Source organism: Staphylococcus sp. HMSC036D05, from assembly GCF_001836225.1.
GTDB lineage: Bacteria > Bacillota > Bacilli > Staphylococcales > Staphylococcaceae > Staphylococcus > Staphylococcus caprae.
Window position 1 is genome coordinate 1,099,502 of the sequence record NZ_KV827781.1, and the last position, 18,185, is coordinate 1,117,686.

18 protein-coding genes and 1 pseudogene are annotated in these 18,185 nt (G+C 32.0%); 2 read left to right on the forward strand and 17 right to left on the reverse strand.

Annotation, left to right across the window (positions count from 1 at the left end; genetic code table 11):
• Positions 1–4: 4 nt before the first annotated feature.
• The 4 genes from HMPREF2580_RS09830 to HMPREF2580_RS09845 all read right to left on the reverse strand — a co-directional run bounded on the left by HMPREF2580_RS09830 (position 5) and on the right by HMPREF2580_RS09845 (position 2,108).
• On the reverse strand, positions 5–565 hold the full coding sequence (locus tag HMPREF2580_RS09830) for a GNAT family N-acetyltransferase (protein ID WP_070832483.1): 561 nt from the start codon (positions 563–565) through the stop codon (positions 5–7).
• 121 nt (positions 566–686) lie between these two features.
• The gene (locus HMPREF2580_RS09835) at positions 687–983 is read right to left on the reverse strand and encodes a hypothetical protein (RefSeq protein WP_002441387.1); all 297 of its coding nucleotides are present in this window, start codon (positions 981–983) and stop codon (positions 687–689) included.
• A gap of 156 nt (positions 984–1,139) precedes the next feature.
• The gene (locus HMPREF2580_RS09840; protein ID WP_002441386.1) at positions 1,140–1,595 is read right to left on the reverse strand and encodes an SA0632 family lipoprotein; all 456 of its coding nucleotides are present in this window, start codon (positions 1,593–1,595) and stop codon (positions 1,140–1,142) included.
• Positions 1,596–1,652: 57 nt separating this feature from the next.
• Positions 1,653–2,108 carry a GNAT family N-acetyltransferase gene (locus tag HMPREF2580_RS09845; RefSeq protein ID WP_070832486.1) on the reverse strand — a complete coding sequence of 152 codons (456 nt, stop codon included), beginning with the start codon at positions 2,106–2,108 and terminating at the stop codon, positions 1,653–1,655.
• A 145-nt stretch (positions 2,109–2,253) separates the two neighbouring features.
• On the opposite strand from HMPREF2580_RS09845, the gene HMPREF2580_RS09850 reads away from it, so the two are divergent.
• Positions 2,254–2,943: a DUF1129 family protein gene (locus tag HMPREF2580_RS09850; protein ID WP_002441382.1), complete on the forward strand. Its 690-nt coding sequence runs from the start codon at positions 2,254–2,256 to the stop codon at positions 2,941–2,943.
• A gap of 77 nt (positions 2,944–3,020) precedes the next feature.
• Here HMPREF2580_RS09850 and HMPREF2580_RS09855 read toward each other — a convergent pair whose 3' ends face one another.
• The 9 genes and pseudogenes from HMPREF2580_RS09855 to HMPREF2580_RS09895 form a co-directional block, all read right to left on the reverse strand.
• Positions 3,021–3,509, reverse strand: a complete 489-nt coding sequence (locus HMPREF2580_RS09855) for a DUF456 domain-containing protein (RefSeq protein WP_070832488.1) — start codon at positions 3,507–3,509, stop codon at positions 3,021–3,023.
• Between the two features lie 6 nt (positions 3,510–3,515).
• Entirely contained in the window at positions 3,516–4,724 is a 1,209-nt protein-coding gene (locus tag HMPREF2580_RS09860; protein ID WP_070832494.1) for a sugar efflux transporter, read from the reverse strand.
• A 67-nt stretch (positions 4,725–4,791) separates the two neighbouring features.
• The gene (locus HMPREF2580_RS09865; protein ID WP_002441376.1) at positions 4,792–5,646 is read right to left on the reverse strand and encodes a LysR family transcriptional regulator; all 855 of its coding nucleotides are present in this window, start codon (positions 5,644–5,646) and stop codon (positions 4,792–4,794) included.
• A gap of 92 nt (positions 5,647–5,738) precedes the next feature.
• Positions 5,739–6,344 (reverse strand): ribonuclease FAU-1 family protein, encoded by a 606-nt coding sequence (locus HMPREF2580_RS09870; RefSeq protein ID WP_070832497.1) that lies wholly within the window; start codon positions 6,342–6,344, stop codon positions 5,739–5,741.
• A gap of 283 nt (positions 6,345–6,627) precedes the next feature.
• Positions 6,628–7,101 (reverse strand): cupin domain-containing protein, encoded by a 474-nt coding sequence (locus tag HMPREF2580_RS09875; protein WP_070832500.1) that lies wholly within the window; start codon positions 7,099–7,101, stop codon positions 6,628–6,630.
• A complete protein-coding gene (locus HMPREF2580_RS09880; protein WP_070832503.1) occupies positions 7,101–7,817 on the reverse strand; it encodes a YebC/PmpR family DNA-binding transcriptional regulator in 717 nt (238 codons plus the stop codon). Before HMPREF2580_RS09880 ends, HMPREF2580_RS09875 begins: the two co-directional genes overlap by 1 nt.
• A 270-nt stretch (positions 7,818–8,087) precedes the next feature.
• Positions 8,088–8,447 (reverse strand): annotated as a pseudogene (locus HMPREF2580_RS09885) (MarR family transcriptional regulator).
• 125 nt (positions 8,448–8,572) lie between these two features.
• Positions 8,573–10,738, reverse strand: coding sequence for an AraC family transcriptional regulator (locus HMPREF2580_RS09890; RefSeq protein WP_044466939.1), 2,166 nt, complete (start codon positions 10,736–10,738; stop codon positions 8,573–8,575).
• A gap of 293 nt (positions 10,739–11,031) precedes the next feature.
• On the reverse strand, positions 11,032–11,691 hold the full coding sequence (locus HMPREF2580_RS09895) for a Bax inhibitor-1/YccA family protein (RefSeq protein ID WP_070832506.1): 660 nt from the start codon (positions 11,689–11,691) through the stop codon (positions 11,032–11,034).
• Between the two features lie 431 nt (positions 11,692–12,122).
• Here HMPREF2580_RS09895 and HMPREF2580_RS09900 point away from each other — a divergent pair, with 431 nt between their 5' ends.
• Positions 12,123–12,929, forward strand: coding sequence for a LysM peptidoglycan-binding domain-containing protein (locus HMPREF2580_RS09900; protein ID WP_002441362.1), 807 nt, complete (start codon positions 12,123–12,125; stop codon positions 12,927–12,929).
• Between the two features lie 364 nt (positions 12,930–13,293).
• Here the strand turns inward: HMPREF2580_RS09900 and HMPREF2580_RS09905 are convergent, their stop codons facing one another.
• The 4 genes from HMPREF2580_RS09905 to vraF all read right to left on the reverse strand — a co-directional run bounded on the left by HMPREF2580_RS09905 (position 13,294) and on the right by vraF (position 18,123).
• Complete coding sequence (locus HMPREF2580_RS09905) at positions 13,294–14,304, reverse strand: inorganic phosphate transporter (protein WP_002441360.1); 1,011 nt, start codon at positions 14,302–14,304, stop codon at positions 13,294–13,296.
• Between the two features lie 14 nt (positions 14,305–14,318).
• On the reverse strand, positions 14,319–14,936 hold the full coding sequence (locus tag HMPREF2580_RS09910; protein ID WP_002433514.1) for a DUF47 domain-containing protein: 618 nt from the start codon (positions 14,934–14,936) through the stop codon (positions 14,319–14,321).
• A 546-nt stretch (positions 14,937–15,482) separates the two neighbouring features.
• The gene (locus HMPREF2580_RS09915) at positions 15,483–17,372 is read right to left on the reverse strand and encodes an FtsX-like permease family protein (protein WP_070832509.1); all 1,890 of its coding nucleotides are present in this window, start codon (positions 17,370–17,372) and stop codon (positions 15,483–15,485) included.
• The gene (vraF, locus tag HMPREF2580_RS09920; RefSeq protein WP_070832512.1) at positions 17,362–18,123 is read right to left on the reverse strand and encodes an ABC transporter ATP-binding protein VraF; all 762 of its coding nucleotides are present in this window, start codon (positions 18,121–18,123) and stop codon (positions 17,362–17,364) included. Before vraF ends, HMPREF2580_RS09915 begins: the two co-directional genes overlap by 11 nt.
• Positions 18,124–18,185 lie beyond the last annotated feature (62 nt).

Below are 18,185 nucleotides of genomic sequence, written 5' to 3' on the forward strand. Positions count from 1 at the left end.
GTTACTAACCTTCACTTTGTGAAGGAAGTAACTCTTTATAATATCTGACGTGGCGTTTGAGTGGGTGGTATTTGCTGAGGTCAGGAAATTCAAAGTTATCTAAGAATGTCATACCAATTTTTTCCATTACCTTTCTAGAGGGTAAATTGGTTTCTGAGGTGAAACTATATAATTCAGTAATTCCTTTTTCCCTTGCATAATCCATTACAGCTTCAGCGCCTTCTGTGGCAATACCATTCCCCCAAACTTCAGGAATAAGTCTCCAACCAATCTCGTATAATGGTAGTTCTTTAAAAGGATATTTACTCTCTTTAGGAAGATAATTCACTCCAATGAATCCTATCCATTCACCTGTTTCTTTTAATTCGACAGCAAAAAGTCCAATTCCCTTTTCTTTTATAATCTCATCCATTTTCCTCATATCTAATTCAGAACGACGATAACTTAATAAACTTGGAAAGTATCTTCTCACTTGACGGTTCGCGTTCATTTGTTGAAAAGGTAATAAATCTTTTTCTTCCCAATCACGTAACTTTAAACGTTCAGTTTCAATGTAAGTTCCCATGTTAAACACTCCATTTTACCGAAAAAGCTTACTATATCCTTATTTTAATACAAAATTAACGCGTTATGAAGCTGTCCCCACTTTCATATCGCGCTAATTGAATAGTATTAATATTAGTCATTTATGCCTTTGAGATATAACTAATTAATTCCACGTGAACTGGAATTTCTTTTAATCGGTCACGTTGTTCTTTAGGTGCAGTAAACGTTGCATCGATAAAATCATTTTGATGATTTAAACGATAAGTAGCAACGAATGTGTCAGTATCCGATTCAAAGTTTGGTAGGTGCGCAATGACACGTTTAATTTCACTAGTTGAATCGACGATTGTACGTCCTGTAATGTTTTCTAATTCTCTCCCTAATTCAGGCAGTGTAAGATTTTTACCTTCTAAAATATTAAAATCTTGTTCATGCATCGTTAATCTCTCCTCTTAAAGATGTATAAAATCAGTCATCTTTTGAAATTTTGAATCCAAAACTATGTTAAATGTTTAATTTGATTATTCATTAGAGTAATTTATCAATTATAATACCCGCTTCAATGCACCATCAAACGTTGATTAAATGGCAAGTTATGAGTTAGACGTGCTCTTTGAATCTTTGTTTTTATTTGTTGACGCTTTGTCCTGTGTTTTTTTATCAACATTTTGATTCTGTTCACTGGACTGCTTAGCGTCCTTAGATGATGCTTTAGATTGATCTGACTTCGATGTTTCTGTTGATTGTTTTGAATCGTTAGAAGATGCCTCGTCTGAACCATTTTCCTTACTAGAATTTGATTTGCTCTCTTTAGATGATTTTTTTGAAGTATCTTCAGCAGGCAGTTCATCAATATCTTTCTGAAGACGATCTTGCTTATCTTTGAGTTTATCTTTTTGAGTTTGTAAGTCTTTCTTTTGTTTCTTTAAATCTTTATTCTCTTTCTCTAATTGATTAATGCTTTTTTCTAAAGAAGCTTTTTCGTTACTTTTACCGCATGCTGTTAACATTAAAGTTGAGGCTAAGAGTAAAGTTAACCATTTTTTCATGATAGACTCCTTTGTAAGTACTTATAAATACAATTTATTTTAACATGATTTTTTAATTTATTCATTTTTTCCCTTTAAATTTTTAGTCATTTTCAAATGCGTTGTATGATATCCTAAATGATTATTCAGTTGTATCATGGAATGATTATCAATATTCACTGTACTTTCAATCACTGTCGCACCTATAGAAATTGCCCATTCCTCAATCGTGTTTTTAAGATGTGTGGCGATGCTCTGTTTTCTATATTCGGGTTTAACATATAATACCTCAATTTGAACAACGCTCATTTGCGGTTCATAGTGTGCCCATATAAACCCCTCGAGAGTAGTATTTTGTTCACTGACAAAAATCGCGTCTTGAGAATATTTTAGACGGGCTTTAAGCATTTCATATCTTAGAGAGATAGACGTTGTGGTAACTTGATAATTGGATTCATTTTCAGAAATTAAATATTCATGTATTTTCGCAATTTCGTTCAACCATATTTCATCTTCTATGGTAATGACTTTCATCTTAAAAACACCTCAATCGTTAATGATATGATGAATACATTTATGATATTATTAGTCATAATAACATGTAAAACGTAGATGAGTTATCAATATATGATGTCTAACTGGTTTTATTTTCAGACAATAAAGGAGCACTTCAATTATCATGAAATCAACAGCACAATTAACAAAGGAGAATAATGTTAAATCTTTACGACTTAACAATACCGATCGTGAGATATTTGAAAACTACATGACGTATATCCGTGCCGATTTAAGCGTCAATCCTCATGACTCTGAGCTGATGTTAAATCGCATATTAAAGCATTTAATTCGTGCTGAAGATAAGGGAATGCTTGCGATGGAGTTCTTCGATCATGATCCTAAGGCACATGCTAAAAAAGAACTTAAGTCGCTACCTAACGAAACGATTAGGAATATTTTCAAATATATATACCATAATTTCATTTTCTTAATTGGGATATTTTGCTTTTTAAAGGGATTTATCGGCTTTTTTATTGGTGGCGATAGTAACTATTTATATCTCTATACTTTCCCAATTACTGTTATTGTAGGATTGTTTATTATTTTTCTTTTCATATGGATGAGCTTTCGAACCGTGCAATTACAATGTTTCAGTAATTCGTATTGGGTATGGTGGCTCACTTATGGCGTGATTGCACTACTTTTAGTCGCGCTATTTTATGTGTTTTTTATTCCACAATCATTTTTAGCTTTTGGACCATACATTAACGTTAGTAATTGGACTTTTATAATTATTGCTATTGTAATTACGCCAATTGCCTTCTATATTAACCATCATTTCTATAATAAAGACGCGAATACACGCGTATAAAAAAGACTTACTTTTGGTATGATCACCTCAATTGAGGCTACCGAAAGTAAGTCTTTTCATAATTAGAAAACGATTATTTAATTAAATAAAAACACATCGATAAAGAACCATATCACCATAATTACCATGATGATAGCTTGAGCAACAGTACTCGCTAAAAAAGCAACAACTGAACCTAAACTTACCTTTAAAGCGTTCTTTACATCAAAGCCATTCAATAGCTCGACGACAAATACTGCTACTAATGGCACTAAAATAATACCGAAAGGCGGAAATACAAAGCACCCTACTATGACACCTGCAAGTGCAGTATACTCACCTAACTTGCTCCCACCAAATCGAGCCACGAAATATTTATTCATCATGAAATCTGCAATAAGAATCAACACTGTGAAGATGATCATTGCTACGTAGAACACCCACGATAAATGACCATCATTAAAACCAAATTGATAAATTAAAAATCCTATCCACATCACAAGGATGGAAGGAATGATGGGTTTGACTAATCCTACAAATGCTAATATAAACATAAGGATAATAAGTATCCATAAAATGACAGACATAATGATCTACTCCATATTTTCTTCAGTTATTTTTTGATCTTTCGTAAAGAATATCAGTACCATTCCTACAAAAATTGAGCCAGCTGAAACAAAGAATACGTTTTCCAAACCAACCCAATGACTCATGGCACCACCCAATAAATTACCACATAATTGGCCTATAACCATAGCATTTGCAAATAATGTTGAGGCATAACCTGGGAAATCAGGTAATATATCTTGAAAGTAACTGATTCCTAGTCCAAGCAATATAGCCAAGAAAATTGCTAAACACACTTGTCCGGCTAACATCATATAGAAGTTTTTAAACACACCAATGCTAAAATAGAATGCACCACCAAAGATTGAGCCCATAATCAATAATGTACGTGTTGGAAGTTTAGCAGAAAGTATACCTAGTATCACCATAAAAGGAACTTCTAAACCGGCACATAAACTTGCTAAATAACCGACATAGCCTTCCTTTTCCTTTAAGTAATCTGTAACAAATAATGGCATGTTCATCGTATACATCCATTGACCAATATGTAATAGAATAAATGCTATAAATGGAACCAATAACGTCTTATCTTTGAACATGTTTGGTGCAGCCTTTTCAACATGTTGTTGAGAGGAGATTTGTTGTTCAGCTGGTAAATTCTGATAGAAAAAGATTTGTAAAATGAGCGTAAATAATATAATGGCAATTGTACCACCAAATAACCCTGAATATCCCTTCAATTCAATTAATTGCGCACCAATAAAGGGACCAAATAAAAAGCCAAGTGAAAACATGGAACGTAAAACGGTGTTCGCAAACTTCGCGCGGTCTCGTGAACTGGAAATATTAATTGATTCTCTTGCTGAGGCATATAGTTGTGGCATAGCGGGAGCAAATAAACCTTGAAAAATTGCATATAAGACAATAAATAACCATATTTGATGTACGTAAAAATAAATTGAAAAGCTAACTGCGCCCATGAATAAAGCAGATATAATGAGTATCTTTCGATTGACGTTATGTGTATCTGAAAATCTTGCAATGATTGAATTAACTGTAAATTGACTTATCGCTGCAAGGGCGAGTAATAATCCATACTGAGTTGTTGTCATTCCTAAATCTTTTGTTGCGAATAAGACGAGGTAAGGTACAGTCACTGCTATACCCATGCCAAGTAATAACATATTCACAACAAATAACTTATAGTTCTTAATTTGCAACAGTGCTGTAAACATCTTTCCAACCTCTATTCTTCTATATAAAATATACTTTCTGTAGTATATTAGAAAACTGCTTAAAAAACTAACGAATAAAGTTCAACATTAAATTCACGAAGGAATCAACTTGTGGAAGTTGTAACATACTTCCATCATAACTCATGTATGTTGAACGTATGAGTGGTTCATCTTCAATACTTACCTTTTCAAATTCAAACATATTCTTATCAATATTCTTCATCATAATTTCAGGAAGAACTGTCACACCCACACCACTTAATAACATTTCTTTACATGTGGCAACTTGGTCTACTGTGATGGTTGCATGATAATCCTGTCCTAAATTATCGTTATACCATTGTTTAATTTGATTGATGTATATTGGATCTGCTTGGAATTCTATAAATGGTAATTTTGTAACATCCTCACGACGGTCTTTCGGATAGATAAAGTAATGTTCATCATTAAATAAATGCGTGTTAGATAAGTTCATCACTTTATTTCCTCGCGTGATCATCACATGATAATCGCGGTGATTGGCTTTGATTTGCTCAGTAGAACCGACTTGAACTTGTATCTCAACGTTTGGAAATTGTGTATTATATAAGCTCAATACTTCAGGTAGTAACGTTTGACCTATTAATGATGAACAACCAATTGAAATGGTGCCATTCACTTCTCCAATATGTGCCTGCATTTTATCGAAAAACAAGCGTTCACGTTTTAACATGTCTCGTGCATGATCAATGATCATAGCTCCTTCGGTTGTTGTGATAAGTTGTTTCTTTGTACGTATAAATATTTCAACTCCGAATGAACTTTCAATAGCTTTTAAACGTTGTGTTACAGCGGGTTGAGAAATATATAATATCTCAGCAGCTTTCCGTAACGTCTTTGTTTCATCTAATGTGATGAGTAAACGATAATCATCAATTTTCATAGCGTCCCCCTAAATATTTCTGTCCTTAAATCTTGCTATGATATTTTAGATTTCAGTTGATAAACTTTCTAAAATATTGTCCTTTTTATATTTTAATTTGTCTTACGTCGGTGCTGTTTATGTTTATTTCTCGGTTTGAAAGGACGTTTCTGTTTGTTCTTTTGAGCCTTATGATTAATCTTATGATAACAGCGCATAACCTTTTCTTGCACATCTGAAAAGTTTTCTTCAATTTCAATCATTAATTGATGCGCAATAATATACGCCTCATGATATTGTTTCTTAGAAATTTGTTTATTCTGTAACGCAAACATCAAATCATCTTCATCTACAAGTTCATATTCACCTGAAGGTAGTACAAGGACATCTAGACATAAATCTAATGTGCGTGCATTTCCTTTTTGAGTAATATTCTTTATATTAATATCAAAATAATATTCTAGCGGATGACCTTTATCATCAAACATGACAGTGATGCTGTATCGCTTTTTTTCTGGTAGTATCTGCAACCATTTATAATTGTCATCTGCGACTATTATATTTTGTCCAACTACCGTCACCTCTAAAGGCTCACGAACCTTTTTCATCGTGACCAAGCCGATAATACCTTTAAATCTATTATTATTAACTTTAACCTCTGTATACTCTCTCTCTATCAGGCGACGCCAGTGACGTTTATCTATATATTTTACTTTCACAGTCACCAACTCCTTGTTTTTATTATATTAAACTGGTTAGTTAATGTCATCTTATGTTTTAGATTGATGACTTTTACATTTAAATTCTCAAAAGTATATTAACTCTATTTTACTATAGATTGATGCAATTTACTTAAAATCGACAAAAATACTATGCTTTAATCATACAAAAAATGGCAAACAACAGAGGACACTAACAACTACTATTTTATTTACTAATGTAGTACGAGCTCCCACTAAAAGACATATAAAAAAGCACGTCCAAAATAAATGGACATGCCTTCTATTTATGCTTTATAGCATACTTGTTTATTATGTTTTCCAAATTTGGATACTGCTCAAGCAGTTGATTTCGTTCAAATAATTCAAAGTGCTCAAACTCAAATGCAGGTTGGCACATACAACCGACTAAGCTATAGCCTTCATTATCATCTAACGAAGAAGCGAAAATCGTACCCTTAGGAACACAATACTGCAATACATCACCGTCAGAAATATTGCGTCCCAAGCGAGCTGTACGATAGACCCCATCTGGCATAATCATATGAATAGTTAGTGTCTTGCCAGCATGATGATACCAAACTTCATCTGCATCAATTCTGTGAAAATGTGAGATCTCCTCATGCGTTAACAGAAAATATATACTACTAAATGGCGCTCTATTTACATGACTATCTCGAAGTGTTTCTCTGTAATATCCACCTTCAGGATGGGCTATCAATTCAAGTTGTTGAATCCATTCTTGTGCTGTTTGCATTATTTTAAATCTACATTGTGGAATACATTTTGAACATCTTCTAAATCTTCAAGTGCGTCCACTAACTTTTCAAATGTAGCTTGGTCTTCTGCAGATAACTCAATATCTGTTTGTGGTAACATCTCAAATTCTGCAACTTTGAATTCTTCAATTCCTGATTCACGTAATGCATCTTGAACTTGCGCAAATTGATCAGGTTCTGCATAGATAATTGTAAGACCATCTTCGTCTATAACATCTCTCACATCAACATCTTGTTCCATTAATGTTTCTAGAATTTCATCGGCAGATTTACCTTCAACACCAAAAGTAGCTGTATGGTCAAACATGTAAGCGACTGAACCAGACACGCCCATGTTACCGCCATTTTTACCAAAGGCAGCACGAACGTCAGAAGCTGTGCGGTTAACGTTGTTAGTTAAAGCATCAACGATTAACATTGAGCCACTTGGACCAAAACCTTCATATCTTAAATGGTCATAATTTTCTTCTCCAGCACCTTTCGCTTTATCGATTGCTCTATCGATAATATGGTTGGGTACTGAATATGTTTTAGCACGTTCTAATACTAAACGTAATGCTTGGTTAGATTCTGGATTAGGTTCACCAGATTTTGCTGCTACATATATTTCTTTGCCGAATTTGGCATAAATTCTACTTGTATTTTTATCTTTTTGGGCTTTTTTCTCTTTAATGTTGTTCCATTTACGTCCCATAATGTCATCTCACTTTCGTACTCTATGCTCTTCATTATATATTTTGGATGAATTTTTGTAAAATCACATAATTCAATGTAAACCATTGCCATATCAATATTTTAAACGTCAAACATCCCCCATTCACTATGACGTTTCAATGATCGATATAAAAAAGCTGTCATCAAAGTGAACACCTTTGACGACAGCCTATCATCGAGAACTAGACTTATATTATAAATATATTTTAAATGTCGATGAAACCTATTACTAAGCATCGACACCTTTAAGTTAAATGTCTAAGAATTTCTCAACATCATTAAATAAAGCATTAAATTTCTTTAAGTTATCCTCATTCATATATAGAAAAATTTTCCGTTCATCTCTAGTTGATCTCACTTTGCTTAATCTTTCTTTATCTATCAATCTACGAATTGAAACCAATAATTTTGTTCTACTCAATTCTCATTCATTTATTGCTGTTTTTAAAAATGCCTGCATGAGCACTTGTTCTTCTAAACAATATTTTCTAGCTAAATCTAATACAGCAAGATCATTTAATGTCAACTTATATTCTTTATCTATATATTCAGATAATGCTTTATATCGTTTGTAAAAATCTAGTAGCTTTTCTAGTTTCTGTTCATTCAAGACGTGCACCTCCAAATATAAGTAGACAATGTATAGTAACATTATCCTAAATATCTGAGTCATTGTCTTTGGCATTTGTTTTTAATCATTTGTCAAAATTACCAATAAATTTAAATTGAATTGCGTCACGCCTTTTTTAATCTGTTATCTTTTTTATAAATCTTTATGAGATAAACAGCGTTATATTTTAAATTCACTTTTAAAGACTTATCCTTAAAATCATGCTCAAAAATCTCAACATACGGTTTAAAATTATCTTCAACTTTAATTAGAAACTTAGTAGACCAGTCGTATTTGCTTCGCAATTCTTGAGAAATAATGTGATTGATATTACCACTTTCATTATCAATTTTAGCCATTACACAAATGTATTCATCTGCTAATTGTGGATCCTCAAAACTAATATCAACTTCTATATCATTGAAATTGTCTCCTTTTGATTCACTTTCAATCACGCGCCAATCAAATAGATAAAGCAAATATCTGTCTTCATTCTCTACAATATTATAGAAACGTTTTTCACACTTATTTTGATTAATCATCCAACTTAAATCATTAAATATAAGTCCTAATGTTGTTTTAAAGCCATTTTCATCAAATAAATGAACTGCGTTAAATAGATTGGGGTGAGAAAATAAGTTTAATCCATAACCAGAAAAGCTTTCTTTCAGTTTAGCAACAGATTGATATAAAAGTGGAGCACTATTACTTAAATCAATTTCTTCATTATTTAATAATTGGTGGTTCACTAAATTTAGAAAAATAAGATTCTCTTTGTCAAAATCAAACTGTTCTAAATTAACATTCAAGTGTTGCAATTGGAGTATATTCTTTAGGAACAGACCCCCGTTGCTTCCCATCAAATAAGGAGAAGTTAACTGCGCATTATCTATATAAAGATAATCAAACTTTAATCTCTTAATTTGAGATTCTAATGCTTTAAATTGAGTAGGATCATCAACCATACAACTGATATCTAATCCTACTTTGTATTTCAACGGCATGTTTTGCATTTTTAAGATATCTCTATAAATATCGCGTATTTCTTTTTCTTTTAAATTAAAAATGAATTGAACTTCATAATCTTTATCTATCACAGAGGATTTGTCACTGAATTGATTTAGCCCCCACATGAAACTCTCTTTTAGTTCATTGACACGTTCAATTTCTTCAATATGAAATGCGACATGTAATTCATTCTCGATAATGGTCTGACTGATATAATTTTTTTCGTTTTCTGTTAAATCATTGCTATATTCGTATAAATGAGGCATAAAGTAAAAGATAATATTAGAATCTTTGAAGCCAATTCTTTTATATAAACCCTCTAAGAAGAGAACTTTGATTTCCTCGACAGTATTAATTTGAATCACTGAATAAAAAGTTGATGCCTCTGTATGAGGGGAGGCATCAATTTTAATTTTATCGTAAGCATCAGAAACGTTATTAGGTGTGACAGAACGAATAAGTTTTCTTAGCGGCGCTTTACGATGATCAGGTATTGAATCATCAGAACAGCCATTGTATTTATCATATTTCTTCATCGTTCGATATTCGTTAGGTGTAACACTTAAATAATTTTTAAACTGTTTTGAATAGGTTGAAGCATTACTAAAACCTAATTTGTCGCTGATTTGACTAATCGTTTTATCTGTAGTCAATAACATTTCTATCGATTTACTAATTTTTAAAGTATCAACATATTTTTTGAAACCCATCCCCATTAATATATGAAATTGAGAGGATAAATTAGACTTGGATACATATAATTGATTTGATATATCTTTTAAAGTCAATCTTTCGCTCATATGGTTATATATATAATCTAATTCTTCTTTTAAGTCTCCATAAAATGCATATATGTATTGATCTTCGGCTATTTTTTTATCGATACTTGCCTCTTTCGCAAGTGTTTCAACAATTTTATTAATAAGTTCATGCTCTTTATCAGTATTATCATCAAGAAAATTTAATGCGAGTTCAGCCATTAGATATTTAACTTCATTCGTAGATTTAATCAGTTCAGCAGTATAATGATAATCAAAGAAATTGTATCCTAACTCTGTAAACCAATCGCTAGAAATATATATTTCTAGTGTTGTACCATTACTATTAATACCAAATACATCCATATTATTAACGATATATAATTCGTTAGTTAAGGTTCTATGTTTTCTAAATTGTTGAAGGTGCATGCTTCCCTCTATTGGCCAAAATAAAAGAATCCCATCTTGGCAACGAGTTGTCGAATACTCGCTTTTAGAAAGTATATGCAAACAGGAATTTGTCATTACTTTACCTCTTTTCCTATTTAAATAGCCTAATATAAAAATGATTTAAACGTCACTCATATTTAACAAGCGCCAATCTAACACAATACGAATGATATATCAAAAATGAAATTATATATATAATCAATTGTTTTTTATGTGTCTATTCCATCTAATTATATAGTATATAAAAAGATGGGGCGTTAAAATTCCTTTAAATAAACAATGATCAAGTCAATTATATAACTTCATTTCTTCTCATTAGGAACCAATACACCCACATCTTGAATATCACATATTATAGATTTAATAATTTAATTTTTAAAGCGATTAGCTAATCTTAGTATATCTTTTATTATATTTAATAAATTGATAAAAAGATTGAATCCCATTTCTCTTGGTGAAAACTGACCTCTTTTCATTCTATTAAAATCATAAAGCGTATAAAGTAAAAACAACAATAAACTTACGACTGTTATAACTGTATGAAATAGCGAATTATGAATAAATAAGCCTATTAAACTTGCAATAATTAACGCGATTAATGTTACAAATAAATATTTGCCAATACTTGAAGCATCATTAATTAAGAAATACCCAACAATTCCAAATGCTACAAAAGCGCCGATTGCGAGTAGTATATTTTTATAAAATACTTCTGCTCCTAAATTTTGCAAATAAGAAGTGAACATAGCATATGACAATAAACCAACAATGATTGCATATATATGTGAAATGACTATCCCGTACTTACGTGCTCGTTTAATAAATAAAGTGGCTAGTAAAATAACAAATAATGCTATAGATAATGGTCTTCGCCAAGACAAAGGTAAATATTGGCCAAAGTAACAACCAATCCCAAATATAATCCAATAATACATAAAGAATAACCAAACTTTGCCATAAGCGTGAGACTTATGCTTATCTTTAGTATAACTTTGAGCATTACCTCTACTGTGTGTCGATTGCGACATCAAGAAAACTCCTTTTTCTATCATTAAAATAACCGATTACTAAAAGTTTACAACAATATGTAAGATTTCAAAAGTGTTTGATTTAATAATGTCTAAATATATTGAAGTTTTCGAAAATTTGTTATTAATAATTATTACATTATTACAATTTCGAAAATTTTAATTTCGCTTAATTAAATTAAACTTCCTACAAACACTGTAAAATCAACCATCACACATCAAAGACTTAAAGTATACAAAATGTTAACAATATTACAAGATAATAACAAAGCACACAGACGCTATTATTTTTGTTAGTATTGGGTACGTAATAAGAAAGTATAGTAAAAAGTAATTAAAGAGTTCGATTCATGAAAAAAGACTTTTAGGGACAATAGGTCTACATATTAAACTCAATTAAAAATTTTAATTACATTTAAGGAGGAGTCACTTTGAAAAAGTTAGCCTTTGCAGTAACAGCCGCTTCAGGTGCAGCCGCAGTACTTTCACACCATGATGCTGAAGCTTCGACACAACATAAAGTTCAGTCAGGAGAATCATTATGGAGCATTGCTCAAAAATACAATACTTCAGTAGATAGTATTAAACAAAATAATAATCTAGATAGCAACATGGTGTTCCCTGGACAAGTCATTAATGTAGGTGGAAGTGCTTCACAAAGCTCAAATTCAAACACTTCTTCAAACTCTGGTTCAGTTTCTACACACAATGTGAAATCTGGAGAATCATTAAACATCATTGCAAATAAATATGGTGTTTCAGTAAATGCTTTAATGAAAGCTAATAATTTAAATGGTTATTTAATTACACCTGGACAAACTTTAAAAATTCCTAGTGGCGGTTCAGGTTCTGGTGGAGCTGCAACTACTCAAACTGGTAATGGTAGTTATAACTCACCTACTTTTAATCACCAAAACCTATACACTGAAGGTCAATGTACTTGGTACGTATTTGATAAACGTGCGCAAGCTGGTAAATCAATTAGCACATACTGGTCAGACGCTAAATTTTGGGCAGATAATGCAGCTAATGACGGTTATCAAGTAGATAACCAACCTTCAGTTGGTGCGATTATGCAAAGTACACCTGGTCCATATGGCCACGTGGCTTATGTTGAACGTGTGAATGGTGACGGAAGTATTTTAATTTCTGAAATGAATTATACTAACGGACCTTACAACACTGATTATCGTACAATTCCAGCTTCTGAAGTATCACTTTATGCATATATTCATTAATTTGTGATCATCACATAAATTCAAAATAAGAGCTCTAAGACACTTTCGCGAAAGAAAGTGTCTTAGAGCTTATTTTTGTTAATTAGGTCTAGATAGAGAGGATATATCCAACTATCACTCATTCAATTTAGTAGTGTTAGTTAAATGATACGAAAGCACCTTATCTTAATAGTATTTAAGGGCTCAATTACATGTTAATACGAAGTATTGAATATAAAAGTAGCAGTAAGAAGATTTCCATTAGGAATCCTCTTACTGCTATTATTTCTGGAATGATATTCCATGCTCTCACTCGATATCAATACAAAGTTCATCGAATAAGAACTTCATCTTTGTATATGAGATAGCATATATTTTTGTATCTTTATTTTAAGAATAGATGAATGATAAAGTATATAATTCCAGCTAAGATTGCTGAAATCGGTAATGTAATAACCCAAGTCACTACCATACGTTGTGCTGTACTCCATTTAACGCCTTTCGCACGGTTAGAAGCACCTACACCAAGAATTGATGAAGACACAACGTGTGTTGTTGATAATGGGAAATGTAGTGATGATGCTACGAAAATTGTCAATGCAGACGAAAGATCCGCTGCTGCACCGTTAGCTGGACGAATTTTCATGATATTACCGCCTACAGTTTTGATAATTTTCCAACCACCTACTGCTGTACCAAGACCCATTGCAGTGGCACAAGCAATTTTTACCCATAACTGAGGTTCTACACTAGCACCATTCTGAAGATTTGCAACGATTAATGCTAGAGTGATAATCCCCATTGATTTCTGAGCATCGTTAGTACCATGTGAGAATGATTGTAATGCTGCTGTGAAGATTTGGAAAAATCTAAAGTTACGGTTTGCACGTGTTAAATTCGCATTCTTAAACACGACTTTCACGATGGAATACATGATAAAACCAACGCAAAATGCAATGATTGGTGAAATAATCAATACGATAATAATCTTCGTAAAACCTTGATAATGTAGAACAGCGAATGATCCTTGTGACGCGATAGCTGCACCTGCAATTGATCCGATTAACGCATGTGAAGAAGAACTTGGAATACCATACAACCAAGTTACTAAATTCCAAATAATTGCTGCAATAATCGCTGCTAATACAACAACTAAACCATGCTGTAACTTAAATGGATCAACAATATCCTTAGTAATAGTTCCAGCTACTCCAGTAAATGTTAAAGCACCAATAAAGTTCATAACTGCTGCTAACAAAATAGCAGTTCTAGGTGTTAACGCTCTTGTTGAAACCGCAGTTGCGACAGCATTAGCTGTATCATGGAACCCATTAATAAAGTCAAATATTAATGAAAATATAACTATAGCTATCGTGACAATTAAAATATATGACATAAATGAAGACTCCCTTAGCTATTTTTCATGATTATAGTTTCAAAATTATTAGCAACTGTTTGGCATTTATCAGCAATTTCTTCCATGCTTTGATAAATATCTTTTATTTTAATTAATGTGATTGGATCTGTTTCACTGTTGAAGATATGTTTCATTGATTGTCTTAAGATTCCGTCACAGTTTGTTTCAAATTCTTTAATATTAATAGAATGAATACGCATATGAGATAACTTTTTATCAACTAATAATCCTACAGCTAGCTTCATTTCAGCTACTGCTTTTTGGATATTTTCAACAAATTCAGCCATGTACTCATCAGTGTACTCAATTGAATACATTTCAAACATAGCAGAAGTCTCTTCCATCGCATCTAAAACATCGTCGATCGCATTACATAAAGATAGGATATCTTCACGCTCGATTGGTGTAATAAACGTTTGGTTTAAGTCAGTGATAACTTGATGCATTAATTCATCACCATGTGACTCATACGTTTTAATATTATCAGAATAAGCTTTCAAATCTAGGTGTGTATTAAAATCCATCTTACCGAATTCAATTGCTGCACGATCTAGGTTGAACACCATTTCTTCTAATTGAACCATGAACTTATCCTTTTTCTTACTAAACATTCAAAATCCTCCATTTTGAGCGATTGTCACCAATCACATTCGTAAATTTTTAATCCATAAGACAAGTGGTTTAGGAACTTATTTACAATTTTCAGAAAAAAGTAGTAAGCAACTTTCTCATTGTAAATACTATGTAAATTTATTATAAAGTAAAACATTGCGGACGTTCTTAAATATACCGTTTTGTCCCTACTTGAAAATATCACAAAATTTACATAACTACAATTCTATTTACAAATTCTTAACAAATAAGAAACTTAAATTTTACATATTTTTCTGATCAATGTGTCGAAAGTCCGAACCATTCAAATAAGAAACCTATATATCAATACTTAATACCTACTTATAACGTTCCCAACCGCTATTAAGTGAAAATAAATTGATATATGTGTTCCATGACAAAGTTAACGATTCATTTAATAAAATTCAACTATTTATTCACGACAAGCGACTTAAAAAAAATAAAAAGCTTAGCATCAAAATTAAATTTACATGCTAAGCCTTTATTTTCCAGAAATGTAATAATCCGTTCCTGTCATTTCTATATTAAATTGAATGTCTAATGGTGCGTTTCGAGTGATTGTAGCCAATCACTGCGAATACTGCATAAATACCAGTATACACAGCCATAACTATAAAAATAGGTAGTTGATTGGTTACGCCCATAATATGCATGTATGCGAGAGATGCAAAATAGCCATGTAATAAAGCAACAATTAATGGTAAACCAAAGTTAAATATGACCTTTAGCTTAAGTCCCTTCGACATATCTTGATGCGTAAATCCAAGTTTTCGCAAAATAGAATAATTTTCAAGTTCATCCTCAGTTTCATCAATTTGTTTAATATATATAATACAGCCAGCTGCAATGAGGAACGTAATACCTAAGAAAGATGTAACAAATAGCAAGACACCTGTTAAGCTTGTGATTTCACTTGCTGCTTCACTACGTGTTTCGATATTTTTACTAATATTTTGCACAATATTCTCTAATTCTGGCAGGTCTTTCTTATGTTTAATATCAAATCCATATTGAGATACAATATTTTTACCTTTAGCGTGCGCTCTAAGACTTTGATAATCTTCATCATTTAACACTAATGTAGCCCCACCTAAATCTACATCAGCCATGAAATAAACTTTATTTATAGCTTTTCTTAATTTTACTTTGACATGATGTGCTTTCGAACCAATATAAGTCGAGCCTTTTTTATCTACTTTTACAACGTCTTTAATAGACCCTCTAGGAATAATAATATCAGTTTGTCCCTTATCAATATTAACGTTAGGAATGTACTTGTCGCTTGTCACAGCAATGAAACTTGGTCTCGCAATACCTTCTGTAAACATATGATCCTTGTATAATTTAGCATAAACGACTTCTTTATAATTGTAGTAATGTTCAACGTTACGATTGTTGAGATCATATGCCAATTGATTTGCTTGCTTTTGACTTTTCAATGTAACGTCGTGCGGCGAATTAAGTAATACTTCATTAGTCAATGTACTTCGACTTAATGCAGCGAAACAAAGTACGGATACTGTAATTGCTGAAACGATGGCCATTACCGTTAGTGAAAAAGCATTCTTTTTGATGCGATAGATAATTGAGGATGTGAACATGACATCCGTCACACTGATATTGCCATTTCTGAAGTGCTGAATCGTCTTAAATACTAAAGACACTGTACTTCTAAAAAAGAAATACGACCCTAGCACCGTTAGAAATAATATAATGAATGGCTGTAAGATAGAGTCAATATTTTCTATTAATTTAGTAGATAAAAAATATCCTCCCACTATCATAATAATGCCTAGTAATCCTAATGTGATTTCACTAAACGTAATTTTTGTTTCATTCACTTCTTTTTTAGTTAAATCTGACGCAAGTTCTGAAATAGAACGTTTGCGAATAAAAATATAACTTTGAATGATAACAAGTAAATATGCTACAGAAATGAGTATAAGTGTTTCTATAATAGCGTGATAACTAAATATGATAGATACACTAATGTTAATACCTAGTAAACGTAGCACAATCATTAGGAGTATCTTTGAACCAAAAATACCTAAAATAATACCAACGATGGCTGTCATTACAAAAGTCATGAGTTGTTCTATCATAATCATTCTCATGATATTCGATCGTGTTAAACCAATAATTTGCAATAGCGATAGTTCTCGCCCACGTCTTTTCATAAATAAAAAATTAGCATAAAGTAAAAAAACAACGATGATGATAAAAAGAAAATAACTACCAACTTGAGAGCCTTCTTTAAGAATGGGATAGGATTGATTGCCATGAAGATGGTGAGCATACTTTAAAGTGACAAAACTAAAATAGAGTATAACGCTGATAATGAGTGACAATAAATATATGGCATAATGTGCAATATTCTGCTTGAAATTCTTAAATATAATCTCATTAAAACTCATAGTTGACTCCACCAAGTACACTTTGAGTTCTGATGATTTCTTTATAAAATGTTTGTTTATCATCGTCACCTTGATAAATTTCGGTAAAAATCTGACCGTCTTTTAGCATCACAACTCTATTAGAAAAGCTTGCAGCAACTGGATCATGGGTAACCATGATGATTGTAGTATTAAATTTTTCATTCATTAGTTTTAATCTTTTAAGTAAATCTTGGGTGCTTTTAGAATCTAAAGCGCCCGTCGGCTCATCAGCAAAGATAATGGATGGAACATTAATAAACGCTCTTGCAGCAGATGTGCGTTGACGTTGTCCACCTGACAATTCTGATGGATATTTGTCGCTGATATCACTGATATTTAATGCTTCTGCGATACGATGATAACGTCGATTCATCTCTTCTTTATCGACTTTTTGAACAGATAATGGAAGCATAATATTTTCTTTTACTGTCAATGTATGCAAAATATTATAATCTTGGAAAATAAAACCAATGTCTTTTTTTCTGATCTCAGACAATTGTTTATTCGATAACTTTTCAAGTTGCTTACCATTTAAAGTAATAGAGCCCTTCGTCATATAATCTATTGAACTGAGTACATTCAATAACGTCGTTTTCCCTGAACCTGATGGTCCCATAATAGAGATGAATTCACCTTCATCAACGCTCAAATTAATATCTTTCAAAACTTCTTGAGCTAAATTTTTACTGCCATAAATTTTTGATAATTGTTTCACTTCTAGAATCGCCAAATTATCACTCCTGTCTTACTTCACACAACTTATCTCTTTTAATAGTCAAAGCTAAACATGAC

Coding starts and splice junctions, on each gene's coding strand:
- HMPREF2580_RS09830 (WP_070832483.1), bottom strand. CDS start 565: ATGGGAACTTACATTGAAACTGAACGTTTAAAGTTACGTGATTGGGAA.
- HMPREF2580_RS09835 (WP_002441387.1), bottom strand. CDS start 983: ATGCATGAACAAGATTTTAATATTTTAGAAGGTAAAAATCTTACACTG.
- HMPREF2580_RS09840 (WP_002441386.1), bottom strand. CDS start 1,595: ATGAAAAAATGGTTAACTTTACTCTTAGCCTCAACTTTAATGTTAACA.
- HMPREF2580_RS09845 (WP_070832486.1), bottom strand. CDS start 2,108: ATGAAAGTCATTACCATAGAAGATGAAATATGGTTGAACGAAATTGCG.
- HMPREF2580_RS09850 (WP_002441382.1), top strand. CDS start 2,254: ATGAAATCAACAGCACAATTAACAAAGGAGAATAATGTTAAATCTTTA.
- HMPREF2580_RS09855 (WP_070832488.1), bottom strand. CDS start 3,509: ATGTCTGTCATTTTATGGATACTTATTATCCTTATGTTTATATTAGCA.
- HMPREF2580_RS09860 (WP_070832494.1), bottom strand. CDS start 4,724: ATGTTTACAGCACTGTTGCAAATTAAGAACTATAAGTTATTTGTTGTG.
- HMPREF2580_RS09865 (WP_002441376.1), bottom strand. CDS start 5,646: ATGAAAATTGATGATTATCGTTTACTCATCACATTAGATGAAACAAAG.
- HMPREF2580_RS09875 (WP_070832500.1), bottom strand. CDS start 7,101: ATGCAAACAGCACAAGAATGGATTCAACAACTTGAATTGATAGCCCAT.
- HMPREF2580_RS09880 (WP_070832503.1), bottom strand. CDS start 7,817: ATGGGACGTAAATGGAACAACATTAAAGAGAAAAAAGCCCAAAAAGAT.
- HMPREF2580_RS09890 (WP_044466939.1), bottom strand. CDS start 10,738: ATGACAAATTCCTGTTTGCATATACTTTCTAAAAGCGAGTATTCGACA.
- HMPREF2580_RS09895 (WP_070832506.1), bottom strand. CDS start 11,691: ATGTCGCAATCGACACACAGTAGAGGTAATGCTCAAAGTTATACTAAA.
- HMPREF2580_RS09905 (WP_002441360.1), bottom strand. CDS start 14,304: ATGTCATATATTTTAATTGTCACGATAGCTATAGTTATATTTTCATTA.
- HMPREF2580_RS09910 (WP_002433514.1), bottom strand. CDS start 14,936: ATGTTTAGTAAGAAAAAGGATAAGTTCATGGTTCAATTAGAAGAAATG.
- HMPREF2580_RS09915 (WP_070832509.1), bottom strand. CDS start 17,372: ATGAGTTTTAATGAGATTATATTTAAGAATTTCAAGCAGAATATTGCA.